General features: G+C 64.0%; 21 protein-coding genes. 10 read left to right on the top strand and 11 right to left on the bottom strand.

Translation table 11 applies throughout. The annotated features are described in order from the left end of the window. Positions 1-71 precede the first annotated feature (71 nt). A complete protein-coding gene (locus tag IAE33_RS18440; protein ID WP_201164570.1) occupies positions 72-2258 on the bottom strand; it encodes a patatin-like phospholipase family protein in 2187 nt (728 codons plus the stop codon). Between the two features lie 67 nt (positions 2259-2325). Between IAE33_RS18440 and IAE33_RS18445 the strand changes: the two genes are divergently transcribed. Next, a complete protein-coding gene (locus IAE33_RS18445; RefSeq protein WP_028635475.1) occupies positions 2326-2607 on the top strand; it encodes a SelT/SelW/SelH family protein in 282 nt (93 codons plus the stop codon). On the opposite strand, the gene IAE33_RS18450 is transcribed toward IAE33_RS18445, so the two are convergent. Next, positions 2608-3498, bottom strand: a complete 891-nt coding sequence (locus IAE33_RS18450; RefSeq protein ID WP_201164571.1) for a DMT family transporter — start codon at positions 3496-3498, stop codon at positions 2608-2610. 127 nt (positions 3499-3625) lie between these two features. Between IAE33_RS18450 and IAE33_RS18455 the strand changes: the two genes are divergently transcribed. Beyond that, positions 3626-4432: a UDP-2,3-diacylglucosamine diphosphatase gene (locus IAE33_RS18455; protein WP_201164572.1), complete on the top strand. Its 807-nt coding sequence runs from the start codon at positions 3626-3628 to the stop codon at positions 4430-4432. 3 nt (positions 4433-4435) lie between these two features. Here the strand turns inward: IAE33_RS18455 and IAE33_RS18460 are convergent, their stop codons facing one another. Then, entirely contained in the window at positions 4436-4747 is a 312-nt protein-coding gene (locus IAE33_RS18460; protein WP_028635478.1) for a DUF962 domain-containing protein, read from the bottom strand. 152 nt (positions 4748-4899) lie between these two features. Here IAE33_RS18460 and IAE33_RS18465 point away from each other — a divergent pair, with 152 nt between their 5' ends. Beyond that, positions 4900-5961, top strand: a complete 1062-nt coding sequence (locus IAE33_RS18465; protein WP_028635479.1) for an AraC family transcriptional regulator — start codon at positions 4900-4902, stop codon at positions 5959-5961. On the opposite strand, the gene IAE33_RS18470 is transcribed toward IAE33_RS18465, so the two are convergent. After that, entirely contained in the window at positions 5918-7372 is a 1455-nt protein-coding gene (locus tag IAE33_RS18470) for a TrkH family potassium uptake protein (protein WP_201164573.1), read from the bottom strand. The two genes, IAE33_RS18465 and IAE33_RS18470, sit on opposite strands and share 44 nt — an antisense overlap. 151 nt (positions 7373-7523) lie before the next feature. Between IAE33_RS18470 and IAE33_RS18475 the strand changes: the two genes are divergently transcribed. Next, positions 7524-8078, top strand: a complete 555-nt coding sequence (locus IAE33_RS18475; protein WP_201164574.1) for a nitroreductase family protein — start codon at positions 7524-7526, stop codon at positions 8076-8078. Between the two features lie 15 nt (positions 8079-8093). Here the strand turns inward: IAE33_RS18475 and IAE33_RS18480 are convergent, their stop codons facing one another. From IAE33_RS18480 to IAE33_RS18500, 5 genes are all read right to left on the bottom strand, one after another. Continuing rightward, positions 8094-9434 (bottom strand): sensor histidine kinase, encoded by a 1341-nt coding sequence (locus IAE33_RS18480; protein ID WP_201164575.1) that lies wholly within the window; start codon positions 9432-9434, stop codon positions 8094-8096. A gap of 69 nt (positions 9435-9503) precedes the next feature. Continuing rightward, a complete protein-coding gene (locus IAE33_RS18485) occupies positions 9504-9920 on the bottom strand; it encodes a Spy/CpxP family protein refolding chaperone (protein WP_028635483.1) in 417 nt (138 codons plus the stop codon). Positions 9921-10078: 158 nt separating this feature from the next. Further along, positions 10079-10756 (bottom strand): response regulator transcription factor, encoded by a 678-nt coding sequence (locus IAE33_RS18490; protein ID WP_201164576.1) that lies wholly within the window; start codon positions 10754-10756, stop codon positions 10079-10081. A 110-nt stretch (positions 10757-10866) separates the two neighbouring features. Next, a complete protein-coding gene (locus tag IAE33_RS18495) occupies positions 10867-11166 on the bottom strand; it encodes a YciI family protein (protein ID WP_060481389.1) in 300 nt (99 codons plus the stop codon). A 1-nt stretch (position 11167) separates the two neighbouring features. Continuing rightward, entirely contained in the window at positions 11168-11761 is a 594-nt protein-coding gene (locus IAE33_RS18500) for a septation protein A (protein ID WP_201164577.1), read from the bottom strand. Between the two features lie 67 nt (positions 11762-11828). Here IAE33_RS18500 and IAE33_RS18505 point away from each other — a divergent pair, with 67 nt between their 5' ends. From IAE33_RS18505 to rluB, 5 genes are all read left to right on the top strand, one after another. After that, positions 11829-12689, top strand: coding sequence for a PHP domain-containing protein (locus tag IAE33_RS18505; protein ID WP_060481391.1), 861 nt, complete (start codon positions 11829-11831; stop codon positions 12687-12689). A 13-nt stretch (positions 12690-12702) separates the two neighbouring features. Then, positions 12703-13332 carry an L-threonylcarbamoyladenylate synthase gene (locus IAE33_RS18510; protein WP_201164578.1) on the top strand — a complete coding sequence of 210 codons (630 nt, stop codon included), beginning with the start codon at positions 12703-12705 and terminating at the stop codon, positions 13330-13332. A gap of 125 nt (positions 13333-13457) precedes the next feature. Beyond that, complete coding sequence (locus IAE33_RS18515) at positions 13458-14183, top strand: segregation and condensation protein A (protein WP_201164597.1); 726 nt, start codon at positions 13458-13460, stop codon at positions 14181-14183. Then, on the top strand, positions 14170-14934 hold the full coding sequence (gene scpB, locus IAE33_RS18520) for an SMC-Scp complex subunit ScpB (protein ID WP_201164579.1): 765 nt from the start codon (positions 14170-14172) through the stop codon (positions 14932-14934). The genes IAE33_RS18515 and scpB overlap by 14 nt, the downstream gene beginning before the upstream one ends. 150 nt (positions 14935-15084) lie before the next feature. After that, positions 15085-16137: a 23S rRNA pseudouridine(2605) synthase RluB gene (rluB, locus tag IAE33_RS18525; protein ID WP_201164580.1), complete on the top strand. Its 1053-nt coding sequence runs from the start codon at positions 15085-15087 to the stop codon at positions 16135-16137. Between the two features lie 378 nt (positions 16138-16515). Here rluB and IAE33_RS18530 read toward each other — a convergent pair whose 3' ends face one another. Then, on the bottom strand, positions 16516-16728 hold the full coding sequence (locus IAE33_RS18530) for a hypothetical protein (protein ID WP_201164581.1): 213 nt from the start codon (positions 16726-16728) through the stop codon (positions 16516-16518). 68 nt (positions 16729-16796) lie between these two features. Between IAE33_RS18530 and IAE33_RS18535 the strand changes: the two genes are divergently transcribed. After that, positions 16797-18215 carry an amino acid permease gene (locus IAE33_RS18535; RefSeq protein ID WP_201164582.1) on the top strand — a complete coding sequence of 473 codons (1419 nt, stop codon included), beginning with the start codon at positions 16797-16799 and terminating at the stop codon, positions 18213-18215. A gap of 76 nt (positions 18216-18291) precedes the next feature. Here the strand turns inward: IAE33_RS18535 and IAE33_RS18540 are convergent, their stop codons facing one another. Beyond that, on the bottom strand, positions 18292-19176 hold the full coding sequence (locus IAE33_RS18540) for a LysR substrate-binding domain-containing protein (RefSeq protein WP_201164583.1): 885 nt from the start codon (positions 19174-19176) through the stop codon (positions 18292-18294). Positions 19177-19191 lie beyond the last annotated feature (15 nt).

The raw sequence follows: 19191 nt of genomic DNA on the forward strand, positions 1-19191 counted from the left end.
CGGTGCCATGCACCGCGCTGCCTGCTTCGCGGGTAAACCCGCTCCCACAGGGGCATAGCATCCTTGCGAGCCTAAAACGTCTGGCCCAGGTTCAGGTACACCGCCTGCTCGTGGGCACTGTTGGCGCCGTAGGTGAAGGTAAGCGGCCCGAGTGGTGTTTCCAGGCCCAGGAAGATACTGGCGGCGTTGATGTAGCCACTGTCGAACTCATTGTCGTTGTTCCAGGCCCGGCCGCGTTCCAGCGAGCCGCCGATGTACAGCGGGAAGTCCAGCGGCACATACGCCTGCGGGGTCAGGCGACGGTAATACACCATGCGCATCAGGCTCACGTTCTGCCCCGTCACCGAGCCCTGCCGAAAACCGGAAAGCTCGCGCGCACCGCCCATCACGAAACTGGAGGTCACCACATCGGTGGCATCCAGCGTGCGCCCATAGCGCCCGCCCAGCACGAAGGTGTTCGGCCCGCTGCTGATGGCCTTGTCCAGGTTGAACAACCATTGACGATAGTTGACGTCAGAGTCCAGTGACTTGTCGAACTTGCGCAAGCTCAGGCTGATGTCTTCGCCGTGGTGTGGAAAGTAGACGTTGTCCAGTGTGTCGAACGAGTACTTCAGCTCATAGAACCCTTCATTGAAACTGACCTTGGGCAGGTCCTGGTCGCCGATACGCACTTCGGCCTGGCCCCAGGCTTTGCCCGCCCCCAGGCGCACTTCGCCGTTGTTGCCGATCTGCCGGCCCACGTTGATGCCAAACCCATACCGCTCCAGGCGGTACTCGGCAATGGGGTCGTTTTGCAATGAAGCCACGATGTTGCTGGAGCCCATGTCCAGGTACGGCGCCACGAAGTAGCGCGACCCGGCGTCCAGGGGTTGATAGAACTCGCTGTACAGCGCTTGCTCATCACCGATCTGGCCGCGGGTCAGCCACTCGGCCCCCAGGCTGTTGATGCCATTCACCCGGTAGCTGGCACCCAGGTTGAAGGCGCTTTCCCCACGCAGGTCGTCCGACAGGTTGAGGCCAAGGCGCAGGTAGTCGGTGCCGCCGCGGCGCCCCCGCGCGTTGATCACCAGGGTATTGTCATCACCCCTGTGCACCACGCGGTACTGCACCCGGTCGAAGTAATCGAGGCCGTACAGGGTGCCCATGTCGGTTTCCAGGTGGCTCAGCTCCAGTGGCGCACCGATCGGCTGGCGGATGTATGAACGGATCACCTGATCGCTCACCTTCGAGTCGTTTTCAATCTTGATGGCGCTAATCACAGGGGTGCGCTGGTGGGGTGAGCGAGCCACTGCCAGCTCGCCTTCACCTTCGGGGCGGGCCAGCGCAGCCAGGCGCGGAGCCAGCAGGCTGGCGGCGCGGTAGCCGGCATCGATCATGTCCCTGGCGCGGCTGAAATCGGCCACGCCATAGGCAGCCAGTGGTGGTTGCACGAGGATGTCGTCACGGCGCAGGTTGGCCAGCTGCGCCTCGGAGTTGCGCCGGGTCATCAGGGTGATCGACTGGGTGAGCACATCGACCACCGTCAACAATTGCTTGCGGTCACGCAGCGGGGTGCCGATATCGACCACGATAGCCACGTCTACCCCCATGTCCCGGGCCACATCCAGCGGAATATTGTCGACCATTCCGCCATCCACCAGCAGGCGGCCATCCAGTTCTACGGGGGCGAATACCGCAGGGATGGACATGCTGGCGCGGATCACCTGGGGCAGGTGCCCCTGGCTGAACACCACTTTTTCGCCACTGGCGATGTCGGTGGCCACGGCGCGGAACGGGATCGGCAGCTTGTCGAAGTCCCGCGTGTCGGCGGTGTGGGCCAGCTTGCTCTCCAGCAGCAACGCCAGGTTCTGCCCCTGGATCACCCCCAGCGGCAGGCCCAGGCTGCCATCGTCGCGAAAGCTCAGCTTTTGCCGCACCAGAAAGTCGCGGTCGTCCTGCTTGCGGCGAAACGGCACGTCTTCGCGAGGGGGCGCGTCAGAGAGCGCCTGCTGCCAGTCGAGGGTGGTGGCCAGGTGTTCCAGCTCCTGAACGCTGTAGCCCGACGCATACAGGCCGCCCACCACCGCACCCATGCTGGTGCCGGCAATCGCATCAATATGCACGCCCTGTTCCTCCAGCGCCCTCAGTACGCCGATGTGGGCCAGGCCACGGGCCGCACCGCCAGACAACACCAGGCCGACTTTAGGCCTGGCAGGCTCGGCGGCCATTGCCGTGAAACAGGCGAGGGTAAGCAGCAGGCAGAACAGCGAACGGCGCATCGTAGGTCTCAAACCGGAGGCGAAAGCCCGCTAGTATAAGCGGCCACCCACCTGGAGACCCGCCACCATGGCCGAAAGCAAACCGGAAATTGTCATCACGTATTGCACCCAGTGCCAGTGGTTGCTGCGCGCCGGCTGGCTGGCCCAGGAGCTGCTCAGCACGTTTGCCGACGACCTGGGGCAGGTGGCACTGCAGCCTGGCACGGGCGGGGTGTTTCGCATCACCTGCAACGGTGTGCAGATCTGGGAGCGCAAGGCCGACGGCGGCTTCCCCGAGGCCAAGGTATTGAAGCAGCGCGTGCGCGATCAGATCGACCCTCAGCGCGACCTGGGGCACAACGACCGCTGATTAACCTTGCTGCACCTGTGGCCGTTGCCTGGGCGGTTGCGCCGCGCCCTGGCGGCTGGCCAGTACGATGGCGCACAGGATCAGCGCGCCCCCCAGCAGCATGCGCGGGCTCGGGGTTTCGGCGAAGATCAGCCAGGCCAGGGCAATACCGTAAATGGGCTCCATGCAGAACACCAGCGCCGCTGTACGCGCCTTGACCACGCCAAGGCTGGCCACGAACAGGCTGTGGGCCACCCCCGTGCAGAAAACACCCAGCAGGCCCAGCCACGCCCAGTCCATGGCCGTGACCTCGGCCAGGTCAGGGGTGGCGAAGGGCAGCAGGCACAGCCCGACCACCAGGTTCTGCCACAGCGCGGCCTGCACCGCTGGCAGGCCACCTGAGCGTGCCCGGTTGGTGAGCGACAGCAGTGAGAACAGCAGCCCCGAAAGCAGCGCCCAGAGCAGGCCGCCAGTGGCTTCGCTGGCAAGGTCGAAGGAAGGTGTCACCAACACCAGCCCAACGCTTACCAGCAGCACCAATACCGCTTCTTTAGCCCGGATACGCTCGCGGAACAGCAACCCTTCGAGCACCACGGTAAAGGCCGGGAAACTGGCGAAGCCCAGCGTGGCGATGGCCACGCCGCCAACCCTTACAGCGATGAAAAAACTCACCCAGTGCCCGGCCAGCAGCAGGCCGCCGAGCAGCAATTGAAGGCTGTCTCGGGCGCAGGGCCGGCGCCAGCCGGGGCCAGCCAGGCTGGCAAAGGCCGCCAGGGCCAGTACTGCAAAGCCCGCCCGGCCAAATACGATGACCGACGGGCTGGCGCTGGCCGCCAGTTTGCCGAGCACGCCGGTCAGGCCGAAAAACAACGCGCCTATGTGCAAGGCGCCCAGGGCAGTGCGGTGGTTCATCGAGCAGTTTCCTCAGGCAGGCAGGGCATTGTGCATGATCCGGCCCCTGCCATCATCGGTCACCGTTTTGCCATGGCACTGTCATACCCGGCTGCCAGTCTCCAGCAAACAGCGCCGGAGCCTGCCCATGACCCATGCCGAACTGTCCCGCCCCTTGCGCAAGCAGCGGGTGCGTACCCTGTGGATCTCGGACGTGCACCTGGGCACCCGTGACTGCCAGGCCGAGCGCTTGTCACGGTTTTTGAAGGCTTATCAGGCCGACCGTATCTACCTGGTGGGTGACATCATCGACGGCTGGAAGCTGCGTGGCGGCATCTACTGGCCGCAGGCCCACACCAACGTCATCCGCCGCCTGCTCACCATGAGCAAGCGGGGTACGGAAGTTATCTACGTTACCGGCAACCATGACGAGTTTCTGCGCCGTTATTCAAAGCTGGTACTGGGCAATATCCAGTTGGTGGACGAGGCCGAGCACCTGACCGCTGACGGCCGCCGCCTGCTGGTGGTACACGGTGACCAGTTCGATGTGATCACCCGCTACCATCGCTGGCTGGCGTTTCTCGGGGACCGCGCCTACGAGTTCACCCTGGTGCTCAACCGTTGGCTCAATCACTGGCGTGCCCGGTATGGTTATGGTTACTGGTCGCTGTCGGCTTACCTCAAGCACAAGGTCAAGGGCGCGGTGAACTTCATCAGCGACTTTGAGCAAGCCATCGCCCACGAATGCACTCGCCGTGGCTTTCACGGGGTAGTGTGCGGGCACATCCATCACGCCGAGATGCGCAAGGTAGGGGAAGTGGAGTACTTGAACTGTGGGGACTGGGTCGAGTCGTGCACCGCGCTGATTGAGCATTGGGATGGCACGATCGAACTGTATCGGCTGGCCGAGGCGCAGGCTGGCACCGTGGTGCAGAAGGCGCCTGTTCAGGTGTGAGGGCTACAGCCGAACCTTGCCCAACAGCACATCCCTGAACATGGCGAAATCACCGATCAGGCTGTAGAGCGGGTAGGTGAAGGTGGCTGGCCGGTTTTTTTCGAAGAAGAAATGCCCGACCCAGGCGAAGCCATAGCCTACCACCGGTACTGCCAGCAGTAGAAGCCATTTACCGCTGCCCAGGGTGTAGGCCAGCAGGGCGATCACCAGGCTGGTGCCAACGAAGTGCAGGCGGCGGCACGTGGGGTTGCTGTGCTCGCCCAGGTAATACGGGTAGAACTCGGCAAAACTGCGAAATGGCGCGGTGGGGTGCATGTCAGTGCTCCGGGTTGGGACTTCTGGACGGGATGCACGGCGTGGAGCCTGATTCGAGTCTAGAGTCATTGGCGGGGCCGACCAGTGACAATAGGCGCCAATTGAGTATCCTTGGGGTTCACCGCAGGCGCGGTCAGGATAAGAAGCATGCCATGAGCGAAAGAACCACGTCAGCCAGCTGGGCATCAGGGATCGTGAAGGCGCTCGAGCTGGAGGGGCTGGACTGCCAGGCCATGTTCCGGCAGTTGGGGCTTGATTTTGCCGCCCTCGACGACCCTGACGCACGCTTTGCGCAAGATTCCATGACCCGGCTTTGGCAATTGGCCGTCGAGCTCTCGGGCAACGAGGCCATCGGCCTGAACATGGCGCGCGTGGTGCGGCCCGCTTCTTTCCACGTGGTGGGCTACGCCTTGATGTCCAGCCGTACCCTGGCGGAAGGTTTCGAACGGCTGGTGCGCTACCAGCGCATCATCGCCGAAAGCTCCGACCTGAGTTTCACCTTGGGTGCCGAGGGCTATTCGTTGATCCTGACCGTGCATGGCGATCACCTGCCGCCGACCCGGCACAGTGCCGAGGCGTCCCTGGCCTGTGCGCTGGCGCTGTGCAAATGGCTGAGCGGCCGGCCGGTGCAGCCGCGCCGGGTTCTGGTGCAAGGCCCCCAGCCGAAAAACGTGGAGCCGTACAAGGTCGCCTTCCATTCACCCCTGGTGTTTGGTGCGCCTCACGATGCACTGGTGTTCGAGCGCGCCGACATGGAGGCACCGCTGCCAACCGCCAACGAGGCCATGGCTGTGCTGCATGACCGTTTTGCCGGTGAATACCTGGCACGCTTCTCCGAAACCCGGGTTACCCACCGGGTGCGCCAGGTGCTCTGCCGCATCCTGCCCCAAGGGGAACCGAAGCGCGAAACCCTGGCCCAGGCCCTGCACCTGTCGCAACGCACGCTGCAGCGGCGCTTGCAGGAGGAGGGCACGAGTTTTCAGTCGCTGCTCGATGACACCCGGCGCGAACTGGCCGAGCAGTACCTGGCCCAGCCTGGCATGACGCTGCTGGAAACCGCCTACCTGCTGGGCTTTGCCGACCCCAGCAATTTCTACCGGGCCTTCCGCCGCTGGTTCGACACCACCCCCACCGAATACCGCGCCCGCTTGGGCACCCAGGCCGATGCGGTCAGTGACGCCAGAATGCAGGCATGCACAACACCAGCACGGTAATGATCTCCAGGCGCCCCAACAGCATGCCGCTGGCCAGGATCCACTTGGCGGCATCCGGCAGCTTGGCGTAATTGCCCGATGGGCCGATCACCTCTCCCAGCCCAGGCCCCACCCCGGAAACGGTACCGGCAGCGCCCGTGAGCGCGGTCATCCAGTCCACGCCCAGCAGCGACAGCAGCAGCGCCATGACGCAGATGGTGATGGCGAAGAAAAACGAGAACGTGAGAATGGACCGCACGATTTCTTCGTCCAGGCGGTGGCCGTTGTACTTCTGCTTGATCACCGCACGCGGGTGGATCAGCTGGTTGAGGTTGGCCTTCAGCAGAATGTAGGCCACCTGGAAGCGGAAAATCTTGATGCCCCCGGCGGTTGAGCCGGAGCAGCCACCGACGAAGCCCAGGTAGAAGAACAGCATCAGCGAGAAGTTGCCCCACAGGCTGTAGTCGCCCAAGGCAAAGCCGGTGGTGGTGACCACCGACGTGACGTTCAGCGCAACGTGCCGCAGGGCGTCGAGCCAGTGCAGGTTGGTGGTGTACCAGTACCAGGTGCCCAGCACCAGCCAGGTGACCACCAGCATGCCGAGCAGGCCCTGCACCTGCTGGTCGCGGATCAGCGCGCCGCGGTTGCCGCGCAGGGTGGCCACGTACAGGGTGAACGGCAGGCTGCCAAGAATCATCACCACCACGGCCACCCAGTGCACGGCAGGGATGTCCCACTTGGCCAGGGATTGGTCCGAGGTGGAGAAGCCACCGGTGGAGATCGCCGACATGGCATGGTTGATGGCGTCGAACGGGCTCATGCCGGCCCACCAGAAGGCCAGCGCACCCAGTATCGAGAAGCCCACGTACACCGCCACGATGGACTTGGCCACCATGTGCGAGCGTGGCATGACCTTCTCCGAGCGGTCGGAGGATTCGGTCTGGAACAGCCGCATGCCACCGATACGCAGCAGCGGCAGGATCGCCACCGCCATGGCGATGAAGCCGATACCCCCCAGCCAGTGCAGCATCGACCGCCACATCAGGATGCCGGGCGACATGGTGTCCAGCCCGCTGAGGACGGTAGCGCCCGTGGCGGTGATGCCGGACATGCTTTCGAAGAAAGCGTCGGTGTAGCTGATGTGCTGGGTAAGCAGAAACGGCAACGCGGCGAACACGCAGACCACCAGCCAGCTGCACACGGTCAGCAGGTACATGTCACGCGGGCGCAGGTGCACGTGCTCGGGGCGCCCCGGGATGACCAGCGCCAGGCCTGCCAGGAAGGTGATCAGGCTCGACCACAGGAACGACGGCATGTCACTGGTACGTTCGAAAATCACCAGTGTCGCCATGGGGACGGCCATGCCCACCGCCAGCGTGATCAGGAAGATGCCGATGATGAAACCAATGATCCTCAGGGTCGGCAACGCCATGTGCTGTGCTCGGGCTCGGAACGGAAGGGCGCCATTCTACCTGCGAGGCGCGCAGGCTCAAGCCCAATCGGCAGCTGCCTGCCGTGCTGCTTGCAGCTTGTGGCTTGCAGCCTGAGAATGACCGCACATTCAATTATCAGGAGGGTAGCCGATGGAGGCTCTCGACGCATTGCTCAACCGTGTTTCCGTGCCACGCCTCACCGACCCGGCGCCCAATGAGGCCCAGCGTGAAGCGCTGTTCCAGGCCGCCTTGCGTGCGCCGGACCATGGCCAGTTGCGGCCTTGGCGGTTCCTCACCATCGAGGGTGCCGCGCGCGAGCGTTTGGGTGAGCTGTTCGCCGAGGCCGTGAAGGGCAAAGGCGAGGCGACCGAGGCGGCGCTGGACAAGGCGCGAGCGATGCCGCTGCGGGCGCCGCTGCTGATCGTGGTGGTCGCAAGCCTGCAGGATCACTTCAAGGTACCGAAATCCGAACAGCGTCTGGCTGCGGGCTGTGCGGCGCACGGTATCCTCATTGCCGCCCACGCCCAAGGTATTGGTGCGGTGTGGCGCACCGGTGACCTGGCCTTCGATGCGCATGTGCACCAAGGCCTTGGCCTTGCGGACAATGAAGAGCTGATCGGCTTCCTGTATGTGGGTACCCCGCTGAACGAGCCGCGTACGGCGCCCGTGCTGCAAACCGCCGATTTCGTCAGTACCTGGGGCTAGGCAGCGGCCCTTGCCTCAACTGCCCGCGGCCTCGGCCACTGGCAGCTCCAGTGTCGCCACAAAGCCACCTTGCGGGTGGTTTTCCAGTGTCAGGCCGCCGCCATGGCGCTCAGCCGCCTTTCGGGCGATGGCCAACCCCAGGCCGTGGCCTGGGGCTTCCTGCCCAGGCGCGCGGAAGAACGGTTCACCCAGCCGCGTCAGGTGCGCCGCCGCCGCGCCTGGGCCGTGATCACGCACGCTCACCCGCACCTGATCGCCTTCGCGTACAGCGCGCAACTCCACGGGTTGGCCTGGCGGGTTGAAGCGCAGTGCGTTGCGCAGCAGGTTATCCACGGCCCGCTCGATGAGCGTGGGCCAACCGTGTAGGGTCAGGCCCGGCTGCGCCTCCAGGCGCACGTCCTGTTCGGGTGCGCTTAGCAGTGCGTCCTTGCGCACGCTACCCAACAGGGCATTGAGGTCGACCGGTTCGGCATGGGCCTGGTCGGCATCGACCCTGGCCAGGGTGAGAATCTCGCTGATCAGGTCTTCCAGCCGGTCACACTCGCGGGCCAGGCGTGGCCATAGGGCCTCGCGCTGCTCGGGGTCCGCCCGTTCAGCCAGGGCCAGGGCAATGCGCAGCCGGGCCAGCGGCGAACGCAGCTCGTGAGACACGTCGCGCAGCAACTGGCGTTGGCTGCCGATCGTGCTCTGCAGGCGCGCCCCCATCTTGTTGAAATCCTGCGCCAGTACGCCGAACTCGTCGCGCCTGGCCGCCAGTTGCGCCAGGCTGTTCTGCTGGTAGGTGGTCTGGCCCAGGTCATGCACGGCGCTGCGCAGCCGGCTTAGCGGGCGGGTGATCGACAGCGTTACCAGCAGGCTGAACAGGGTCAGCACCACCAGCGCGATCCCCAGCGCACTCAGTGGCCACAGCAGGCTCTCGCGGTGCCAGGCGTCCAGGGCCGGGTGTGGAATGCGGTAGATAAGCAGGTAGGAGTTGCCCGACTTGGGGCTGGTGTATTCCTCGGTCAGCCGGCGCCACGGCAAGCGGCGTTCATCATTGTGCTGGCGTGCCTCCAGTGCGGCGGCCCGGCGCGGGAAGGTGCCGGGGACCACGGCATCGCCGCTGTCGTCCAGCACCTGCACGTCGATCTTGTAGCGGTCCTTGCGCCGCTCCAGAAAACGCTGCGCCGGGTCTACACCCTCTTGCTCGTAGTGCTTGGCCCACTGGCTGGCCAGGGTATTGAGCCCTGGGTGACGGCTGAGTATCCAGGCGTCCTGGTTGAGCATGTGCCCCAGCAGGATCGACAACCCTGCCACAAGGGCGATGGCCAGCCAGAAACTGGCCAGAATGCGCCAGAACAATGAACGCACGAGCACCTCCACAAACGGTAAAAGCCCGCCGCGCACCAGGCTGGCCTGATGCGGGGCGGGCGTCGAGTTGAAAGCTTACTGGGCCTTCTTGGCTTTTTCAGCTTTCCAGGTCTGGAATTCCTGCCATTCGGCGCGTTTGGCTGCGCGTTCTTTCTGCAGTTCGTCGAACTTCTTCTGCTGGTCAGGCTTGAGCAGGTTGCGTACGGCGCTGTCGGTCTTGTCGCGGCTGGCCTGCAGTTCGTCTTTCATGGCCTTCTGGTCGGCAGCCGGCAGCTTCTCCAGGTAACGCTCGGTGATGTCGCGACGCTGCTGCATTTGCTCGCCCATCAGTTTGCCCACCTGTTCGCGTTGGTCGCGGGTCAGGTCCAGCTCATGGAAGGCCGGGCCGCCGCGGTGGTGCGGGCCGTCCGGGCGTGGGCCGCCATCAGGCATGGCCATGGCCACGGTTGGCAGGGCGGCGGCGAACAGCAGGGCGGTGAGGGTCTTGCGCATGGTGTCTCTCCTTTCATAGGCCGGCAGTGACCGGATGAGCACAGTCTAGGGCGGTGACCGTCAAGCGCCGTCAGTGCAGGGTAAAGGAAAGGTAAAGGGGCAGGGGTCGCTGCAAGCCGTTTGCGCACGGCCTACCGTTGGTTAGTGCAGCGCATTGCTCACTGGGCGTAGTAGTAACCGCGGCTGCGCAAGGCGACGATACGCGGGCGCCCGTCGGCATGGGGGCCGATTTTCTTGCGCAGGTTGCTCACATGCATGTCGAGGCTGCGGTCGTACAGGGTCAGCTTGCGGCCAAGGCCGATCTGCGCCAGTTCCTGCTTGTCCAGCGGCTCGCCCGGCTGCCGCAGCAGGGCCTCGAGAATTCGGCTTTCGGACAGGGTAAGGGTCATTTCCCGGCCGTCGATACTGGCCACGCCCCTGGCAGGGCTGTAAACCAGGTCGCCCAGCTCCAGCTGGCTGGTGGTGGCGGTGGGGTGGCTGCGGCGCAACACGGCGCGCAGGCGCGCAGTGAGTTCCCGTGGGTCACAGGGTTTGGCCAGGTAATCGTCAGCGCCCAGCTCAAGGCCCAGGATACGGTCCAGGGGCTCGCCCCGGGCAGACAGCATCAGCACCGGCAGTTCGGCGTGTTCGCTGCGCAGTTGCTTGAGCAGCTCCAGGCCGCTGCCGTCGGGCAGCATCACGTCCAGCACCACGGCGGCCGGCGCCTGATCGGCCAGCGCCTGGCGTGCGGCCTGGCCATCGTGGCAGGCGCGCACGCTGAAGCCTTCCTGGGTCAGCCAGCTGGCGAGCAGGTCGCACAGCTCCTGGTCATCATCAATCAGTAACAGCTCGCTCATGACTCACTCAATTCAACCATTGACGGCGACTCGTTGGTCCGCCAGTGGCAAAGATACCGCAGTCCTGAGGCCCTTGTGCAACTGTGACCGGCGTGGCGCTGCCAGGGCGATCAAGGCATAACTTGCTTGAAGGGCTTGACCACGACCTGTTCGTACACACCCGCAGCGATGTAGGGGTCGGCATCGGCCCAGGCCTGGGCGGCGGCAAGCGAATCGAATTCGGCAACGATCAGGCTGCCACTGAAACCGGCGTCGCCCGGGTCGTTGCTGTCGATGGCCGGGTGCGGGCCGGCCAGTACCACACGGCCTTCGGCCTTCAGCTGCTGCAGGCGCTCGATGTGCGCAGGGCGTGCAGCCAGGCGTTTTTCCAGGGAGTTGGCGACGTCGCTGGCGATGATGGCGTAGAGCATGTCAATCCTTGGGTTTGGAGGTAGAGGGGTCATCGTGCAGGTGGCGGGACAGGTACACGCCCTGTGCCACCAGGAAGAGCACGGTCATGCCCAGGCTGCCGAACACCTTGAAGTCCACCCAGAAGTCCTGGAAGGTGAAGGCGACGAACAGGTTGGCGGCACCGCAGAACACGAAAAAGCCTATCCAGGCCAGGTTCAGGCGGGTCCAGATGGCCTCTGGCAGGGTCAGGGCATGGCCCATGATGCGCTTGATCAGCACCCGGTCACCTATGAAGTGGCTGCCAGCGAAGGCCAGGGCGAACAGCCAGTTCACCACCGGTGCCTTCCACTTGAGGAAGGTTTCGCTGTGGAAGGTGAGGGTGAGGCCGCCGAACACCAGGCAGGCGACCAGCGTCAGCCACTGGCCCTTTTCCAGCCTGCGCTGGCGCAGGAACAGGGCGCCGTAGACCACCAGCGAACTGACGATGAGCATCGCCGTGGCGCTGTAGATGCCGCCAAATTCGAAGCTGTGCCCACCCAGTTCCACAGGGCGTGGGTCCAGCTTGTAGACGATGAAGAACAGCAGCAGCGGGATGAAATCGATGAATTGTTTCACAATGGCAGCCAGAACCGGGATGTGACGGCATAATAACAAACATCGATTCCAGCGAAAGCGCTACTCCATGAATGTTGATCTGCACTGTCACAGCACGGCCTCCGATGGCGCCCTGTCGCCTTCGGTCCTGGTCGCCCGGGCCTTCGAGCATGGGGTGCGAACGCTGGCGCTCACCGACCATGACACCCTCGAAGGCCTGCCCGAAGCGCGCCAGGCCTGCCAGTCGCACGGCATGCACTGGGTCAGCGGGGTGGAGTTGTCCTGCACCTGGGGTGGCGCCACCATCCACGTGCTGGGGTATGACTTCCCGCTGGACGCCCCACCGTTGCTGGCCGCCATCGAGGCGCTACACCGCGGCCGCTGGCTGCGCGCCGAAGAGATCGACAAGCGCCTGGCCGCCAAGGGCATGCCCGGCACGCTGCAAGGCGCCCGCCAGGTGCAGCACGAACTGGGCGACAGCGGCAACGCGCCGGCGCGCCCGCATTTTGCCGAGTACCTGGTACGGGCCGGGCACGTCAAGGACCGCGGCGAGGCGTTTCGCAAATGGCTGGGGGCCGGCAAGCTGGGCGACGTCAAGCAGCACTGGCCTACGCTGGAGGAAACCGTTGCCACCCTGCGTCAGTCCAATGCCTGGGTAAGCCTGGCCCACCCGATGCATTACACGCTGACACGCAGCAAGCGCAGACGGCTGATAGCCGACTATATTCAGGCAGGTGGGCAGGCGCTTGAAGTGGTCAACGGCATGATGCCCGCCGAGCAGGTGGGTACCCTGTCCATCCTTACCCGTGAATTCGGCCTGCTGGCAAGCGCTGGCAGTGATTTCCACGGCCCCGGCACCTGGGGCGAGATCGGTGCCTACCGGCCTTTGCCCGAGGACCTGCCACCTCTGTGGCGCCGTTTCAGCCATGAACAGCCAATGTCGGCATGAACAGGACGAGTACGTGAGCCAATTTTTCCAGATTCATCCGGAGAACCCGCAGGCGCGGCTGATCCGTCAGGCGGTGGAGATCATCCGCCAGGGCGGGGTGGTGGTGTACCCCACCGACTCGGCCTACGCCCTGGGTTGCAAGATCGGTGACAAGGCCGCCATCGAGCGGGTCCGGCGCCTGCGCGGGCTGGACAAGACCCACAACTTCACCCTGATGTGTTGCGACATGTCGCAGCTGGGGCTGTACGCCAAGGTCGACACCGGCACCTTCCGCTTGCTCAAGGCCCATGTGCCGGGCCCTTACACCTTCATTCTGAACGGTACCCGCGAGGTGCCGCGCCTGTTGCTGCACGAGAAGCGCCGCACCATCGGCCTGCGCGTGCCGGACCACGCCATCACCCTGGCGCTGCTGGCAGAACTGGGCGAGCCGCTGATGAGCGTGTCTCTGATTCTGCCCGGCGACGAAGAGCCGATGACCGACCCGTACGAAATCCGCGAACGCCTGGAGCATCATGTGGACCTGGTGATCGACGGCGGCTATGGCGACCTGAAGGCTTCCACCATCATCGACCTGTCTGGCGATGAGCCGGCGCTGATCCGCGAAGGTTGTGGCGACCCGGCGCCGTTCCTGGTCAGCGCGTGAACCCGGTATCAATGCCTGAGGCCCCGGCCCCCCAGGCCGAGGTGCCCAGGCAGTTGCAACTGGCGCTGGTGTATGGCGAGGCGGTTACCGAGCTGCCGCTGGACCTGTATATCCCGCCCGATGCCCTGGAAGTCATCCTCGAAGCCTTCGAAGGCCCGCTGGACCTGCTGCTGTACCTGATCCGCAAGCAGAACATCGACATTCTCGACATCCCGGTGGCCGAAATTACCCGACAGTACATGGGGTACGTCGAGTTGATGAAAAGCGTGCGCCTGGAGCTGGCTGCCGAGTACCTGGTAATGGCGGCCATGCTTGCCGAGATCAAGTCGCGCATGCTGCTGCCGCGCGCTGTCGACGTGGACGAAGAGGAGGGCGACCCGCGCGCCGAACTGATCCGCCGGCTGCAGGAGTACGAGCGGTTCAAGGCCGCCGCCGAGGGCATCGACGGGTTGTCGCGGGTGGGGCGCGAGGTGCTGGTGCCGTGCCTGGAAGCGCCGCAGGCCAAGGTGCGCAAGCTGCTGCCCGAAGTCAGCCTGGACGAACTGTTGTTTTCCATGGCCGAGGTGATGCGCCGCAATGACCTGTTCGAAAGCCATCAGATCACCCGCGAAACCCTGTCGACCCGCGAGCGCATGAGCCAGGTGCTCGAGCGCCTGAAGGGCGGGGGCTTCGTACCCTTTGTCGAGCTGTTCACGCCGGAAGAGGGCAAGCTGGGGGTGGTGGTCACCTTCATGGCCATTCTCGAACTGGTGAAGGAAACGCTGGTGGAACTGGTGCAAAATGAGGCCTTCGCCGCCATTCATGTGCGGCTACGCCCGGCCTCTGTTGAAGAACCCGATGAACCTGAATGAACCGCGCGACCTGGCGTCGCTGATTGAAGCCTTCCTGCTGGCCTCGGGCAAACCCCAGTCTCTGGAGCGCTTGTACGAGCTGTTCGAAGAGGCCGAGCGCCCCGAGCCGAAGGTGTTTCGCCAGGCCCTGGAGGTGCTGGGCAAGTCGTGCCACGGCCGTGCGTTCGAACTCAAGGAGGTAGCCAGCGGTTACCGCCTGCAGATTCGCGAGGCGTATGCCCCCTGGGTGGGAAGGCTGTGGGAAGAGCGCCCCCAGCGCTACTCGCGGGCGCTGCTCGAAACCCTGGCCCTGATCGCCTACCGCCAGCCCATCACTCGCGGTGAAATCGAAGACGTACGTGGTGTGGCGGTGAACAGCAATATCGTCAAAACCCTGATGGAGCGTGAGTGGATTCGCGTGGTGGGCTACCGCGAGGTACCAGGCCGGCCCGCGATGTTCGCCACCACCAAGGCGTTTCTCGACCACTTCAACCTCAAAAGCCTGGAAGACCTGCCCGCCCTTGCCGCCCTGCGGGAAATGGAACCCGAGCCTCTGCTGGACCCGGATGACGCTCCGGTGCCCGCCCACTTGCAGGCGTTGGCTGATGCCAGTCTTGGGGAAGAGGAAGACCCTGCGCCACCGAAGGACGAAACCAGCTTCCGAAGCCTGTTGGTGGAGCTCGACGCCATGGAGCAGGGGCTCAAGACCGATTTCGACGACCTGCGCGAAACCGAGCCTGCCGCAGAGAGCCCGGGCAAACTGGAGCCTTGAGCGCTTCCACTGGGCAGAAAGGCCGCGTCTAGCTGTTAAAACCCGCTAAGCTGCGGTGCGTTCCCACGCTGAACCGCGTATGATGCGCGGCCCTTTTGGCGCATTCGCTGCCAAATGCCTGTTTTCATTCCTACACCGGGAGGTGCCCAGATGAGTGAGCAAGACCTGCAACAAACCGAAATTACCCCACCCGCTGGCGAGAAGCTGCAGAAAGTGCTGGCGCGCATTGGCGTGGGCTCGCGCCGTGACGTCGAGGCCTGGATCAGCCAGGGCCGCATCAAGGTCAACGGCGTTGCCGCTACCCTTGGCCAGCGTGTCGACCTGCACGATGCCATTGCCGTTGACGGCAAGCTGATCAAACGCGAGGAAGCCGCCGAGGCGACCCGCCGGGTGATCATGTACAACAAGCCCGACGGTGAAATCTGTACCCGTGACGACCCTGAAGGTCGCCCGACGGTATTCGATCGCCTGCCGCGCCCGAAAGAGGGCCGCTGGATCAACATCGGCCGCCTCGACATCAACACCACCGGGCTGCTGCTGTTCACCACCGACGGTGAGCTGGCCAACCGCCTGATGCACCCTTCTTACGAGATGGACCGTGAATATGCGGTGCGGGTGCGTGGTGAGGTGGACGACGAGATGATCGAACGCCTGAAGGCGGGTGTGATGCTCGAAGACGGCCCGGCGAAATTCACCGACATCCAGAAGGCGCCGGGTGGTGAAGGCTTCAACCACTGGTACCACTGTGTGGTGATGGAAGGGCGTAACCGTGAGGTGCGTCGCCTGTGGGAGTCCCAGGGCATGGTGGTCAGCCGCCTGAAGCGCGTGCGTTTTGGCCCGGTGTTCCTCAATTCCGACCTGCCGATGGGCCGCTGGCGTGAAATGAGCCAGGGCGAAATCGACATCCTCGCCGCCGAAGTGGGCTTGCAGCCGGTAGCGCTGCCGGCCATGAACCTCAAGGCCAAGGACAAGATGGAGCGCCTGCAGCGCAAGTCGTCCCGCCCGTTGGGCCGTGGCGAGCGCGTGCGCAGCCTGCGCCCTGCGCAGGACGGTGCGCCCGAGCGCCCAGCCCGCGAAGAAACCCCGCGCAAGCCCAACCGCGGCAGTGCCGTGGCTGAGCGCCCAAGCGAAATGCGCAAGCGTACCGACAAGCCGCACGGCGACAAGCCAGCAGGCCGTGGGCGCGGCAAGCCACGCGGCTGATCGGCCTCGTTCGGCCTGTGAGATCGAGCGCCGCCAAAGCAGTGCCCGATCTCGCAAGCGCTACCTCTTCAGGCAAAATCCCCGCTAGCCTCATCCCCATCACCCGAACCGCAGCAACCTTTCAGGCGCCTGGCAAGTTTCCAAACCAATCTGTAAAAAAAACTATACGCCCACCCCCAGCCTATCCCTGCATTTCAGACTTTTCGTGCGTACGTAAAGAAATATTGCCGCCGCGACGCCGTCCACCTAGCCCATACCTCGTCACCCCCTCTTGCCCAAACCCCCGCGCCACGGTGTCATACCCCCCATTGCTACGTGCAACAGCCCGCCACAGAGCCCGGCTGCTAAAACAACAAATGGAGGCGCCATGTACGCCGATCACCCCGCCTTAAACGGCAAATCCCACAGGAACGCTGCGCTTTTCGCCGAAGAAAAGACGCGATGCGTTGACGCCTGCGCGTTTGCAGGGTTATACAGTGCGCCGCGTTTTACCTGTGACCCCTTTGCGTACCGCGCACTCCTGACCACACCAGGCTGATCCGCCCACGGCGGCACCTCGCTCAGGAAACCCAAGGTAATCACCTTGCCCATTCCGCTGCGCCACGAGCGCGGTGGGTCCGATTCCGTCACAGATAAAAACAATGCAGGTGACTTCGTTCATGACTGAACCCAACATGCATTCAGGCGAGCTCAAGCGGGGCCTGAAAAATCGCCACATCCAGTTGATCGCGCTGGGTGGCGCCATCGGTACGGGGCTGTTCCTGGGTTCGGCCGGGGTGATGAAGTCGGCAGGCCCGTCGATGATTCTGGGCTATGCCATCTGCGGCTTCATTGCCTTCCTGATCATGCGCCAGCTTGGCGAGATGATCGTCGAAGAGCCCGTGGCCGGTTCGTTCAGCCACTTCGCCCACACCTACTGGGGCGGCTTTGCGGGCTTTCTGTCCGGTTGGAACTGCTGGGTGCTCTACATCCTGGTAGGCATGTCCGAACTGTCGGCGGTGGGCAAGTATGTGCATTACTGGTGGCCGGAGATCCCGGTCTGGGTCACGGCGGCTGCGTTCTTCGTACTGATCAACGCCATCAACCTGATGAACGTGAAGCTGTTTGGCGAGGCTGAATTCTGGTTCGCCATCATCAAGGTGGTCGCCATCGTCAGCATGATCGCGCTGGGCGCCTACCTGCTCACCAGCGGCAATGGCGGCCCGGACGCGAGCCTGACCAACCTCTGGTCCCATGGCGGCTTCTTCCCCAATGGCGTGAGCGGCCTGGTGATGGCCCTGGCTTTCATCATGTTCTCGTTCGGCGGCCTGGAAATGCTCGGCTTCACCGCTGCCGAAGCGGACAAGCCGAAAACGGTCATCCCCAAGGCGATCAACCAGGTTATCTACCGGATCCTCATCTTCTACGTGGGCGCGCTGGTGGTATTGCTGTCGCTGACCCCGTGGGACACCCTGGTGGCGAGCATCGATGCCTCTGGCGGTAGCTACGGCAGCAGCCCGTTCGTTCAGGTGTTCTCACTACTGGGCAGCGACGTGGCCGCCAACCTGCTGAACTTCGTGGTGCTGACGGCAGCGCTGTCGGTGTACAACAGCGGCACGTACTGCAATGCCCGCATGCTGCTGGGCATGGCTGAGCAGGGCGATGCACCCGCAGCGCTGGCCAAGGTCGACAGCCGTGGGGTGCCCGTGCGTTCGATTCTGGTATCGGCAGCGGTGACGCTGATCGCCGTGCTGCTCAATTACCTGATGCCGGCCAACGCGCTGGAAATGCTCATGTCGCTGGTGGTCGCAACGCTGGTGATCAACTGGGCGATGATCAGCTATTCGCACCTCAAGTTCCGCCAGCACCTGAACCGTAGCGGCCAGCAGCCGCTGTTCAAGGCGCTGTGGTACCCGTACGGCAACTACCTGGTGCTGGCCTTCGTGCTGTTCATTCTGGGCATCATGCTGCAGATTCCAGGCATCCAGAACTCGGTCTACGCGATTCCGGTATGGTTGCTGGTGATGTTTGTTTCGTACGTGGTCAAGTCACGTCGCAGCGCCAGTGCGCAGAACGCGGCAGGCGGCGTAGCCAAGTAAAGCGCTGCGGTCGAAGTAGCCGAAAACCCGAAGCCCCTGCACGGCTTCGGGTTTTTTATTGGCCGCTGCTGCCCGTTCAAATCTGCGCCAGCAACCAACCTTTGAATGCCTTGAGCGAAGGCAGCCCTTCGTTTCTGGGCGGGTAGATCAGGTAGTAGCTGCGCTCGCTGGCGAAGGCCATGCCAGGGCTGTAGAGCTCGCCTTTTGCCAGTTCATCCTCCACCAGAATGCGCGGCACCAGGCCGATGCCGATACCGGCCCGTACCGCCTGGATCAGGTGCGACGTCAACTCGAAGCTTGGCCCCAGGCGCATGGCCCGGTGCGGCAGGCCGTGGTGCGAAAACCATTCGCCCCAGGCATGGGGGTTGTTGGCCACGTTCAACAGCACCTGTTCGCTGATGCGCGCGGGCGGCCAGCCCTGGCGATCTGTGGTCGCCTGCGGGGGCAGGATGACCACCAGTTGCTCTGCATGCAGGCGGTGGCAGACCAACCCTGGCAGGTCATGGGTGGCCACGCCGATGGCTGCATCGATTTCGCTGGTGTCGAAGTCGATGGCTTCGATGCGTGAATGAATGTGCACCAGCATGCCAGGGTGCGCCTGGTAGAACGCGTGCAGGCGTGGCAGCAGCCATTTGGAGCCGAACGTGGGCAGGGTGGCCAGGCGCAGGGTGCCGACCCCGGACTGGTAGGCCAGCGCTTGCAAGGTCGCGCTGCGGATGCGCCCCAAGGCCTCGCTGAGTTCGCGCTGATAAAGGCGCCCCACATCGGTCAGCTGGACCTGGCGCCCCTCGCGGCGGAACAAGGTCAGCCCAAGCTGCTGCTCCAGGGCCTGCACCTGGCGGCTTACGGCACTTTGCGTCAGCGACAGCTCTGCGGCGGCGCGGGTGTAGCTCTGGTGCCGCGCTGCCGCCTCGAAGGCCAGCAGCAGCGACATGGATGGGGTGAGGTGGCGGTAATTCATTCATCAAAGTCATTA

The sequence above is a fragment of the Pseudomonas sp. S60 genome, from assembly GCF_016647865.1.
Classification (GTDB): domain Bacteria; phylum Pseudomonadota; class Gammaproteobacteria; order Pseudomonadales; family Pseudomonadaceae; genus Aquipseudomonas; species Aquipseudomonas parafulva.

Bases quoted from the DNA above. Each gene is read 5' to 3' on its own strand.
- IAE33_RS18440 (WP_201164570.1), bottom strand. From the start codon at position 2,258: ATGCGCCGTTCGCTGTTCTGCCTGCTGCTTACCCTCGCCTGTTTCACG.
- IAE33_RS18445 (WP_028635475.1), top strand. From the start codon at position 2,326: ATGGCCGAAAGCAAACCGGAAATTGTCATCACGTATTGCACCCAGTGC.
- IAE33_RS18450 (WP_201164571.1), bottom strand. From the start codon at position 3,498: ATGAACCACCGCACTGCCCTGGGCGCCTTGCACATAGGCGCGTTGTTT.
- IAE33_RS18455 (WP_201164572.1), top strand. From the start codon at position 3,626: ATGACCCATGCCGAACTGTCCCGCCCCTTGCGCAAGCAGCGGGTGCGT.
- IAE33_RS18460 (WP_028635478.1), bottom strand. From the start codon at position 4,747: ATGCACCCCACCGCGCCATTTCGCAGTTTTGCCGAGTTCTACCCGTAT.
- IAE33_RS18465 (WP_028635479.1), top strand. From the start codon at position 4,900: ATGAGCGAAAGAACCACGTCAGCCAGCTGGGCATCAGGGATCGTGAAG.
- IAE33_RS18470 (WP_201164573.1), bottom strand. From the start codon at position 7,372: ATGGCGTTGCCGACCCTGAGGATCATTGGTTTCATCATCGGCATCTTC.
- IAE33_RS18475 (WP_201164574.1), top strand. From the start codon at position 7,524: ATGGAGGCTCTCGACGCATTGCTCAACCGTGTTTCCGTGCCACGCCTC.
- IAE33_RS18485 (WP_028635483.1), bottom strand. From the start codon at position 9,920: ATGCGCAAGACCCTCACCGCCCTGCTGTTCGCCGCCGCCCTGCCAACC.
- IAE33_RS18490 (WP_201164576.1), bottom strand. From the start codon at position 10,756: ATGAGCGAGCTGTTACTGATTGATGATGACCAGGAGCTGTGCGACCTG.
- IAE33_RS18495 (WP_060481389.1), bottom strand. From the start codon at position 11,166: ATGCTCTACGCCATCATCGCCAGCGACGTCGCCAACTCCCTGGAAAAA.
- IAE33_RS18505 (WP_060481391.1), top strand. From the start codon at position 11,829: ATGAATGTTGATCTGCACTGTCACAGCACGGCCTCCGATGGCGCCCTG.
- scpB (WP_201164579.1), top strand. From the start codon at position 14,170: ATGAACCTGAATGAACCGCGCGACCTGGCGTCGCTGATTGAAGCCTTC.
- rluB (WP_201164580.1), top strand. From the start codon at position 15,085: ATGAGTGAGCAAGACCTGCAACAAACCGAAATTACCCCACCCGCTGGC.
- IAE33_RS18530 (WP_201164581.1), bottom strand. From the start codon at position 16,728: ATGGGCAAGGTGATTACCTTGGGTTTCCTGAGCGAGGTGCCGCCGTGG.
- IAE33_RS18535 (WP_201164582.1), top strand. From the start codon at position 16,797: ATGACTGAACCCAACATGCATTCAGGCGAGCTCAAGCGGGGCCTGAAA.
- IAE33_RS18540 (WP_201164583.1), bottom strand. From the start codon at position 19,176: ATGAATTACCGCCACCTCACCCCATCCATGTCGCTGCTGCTGGCCTTC.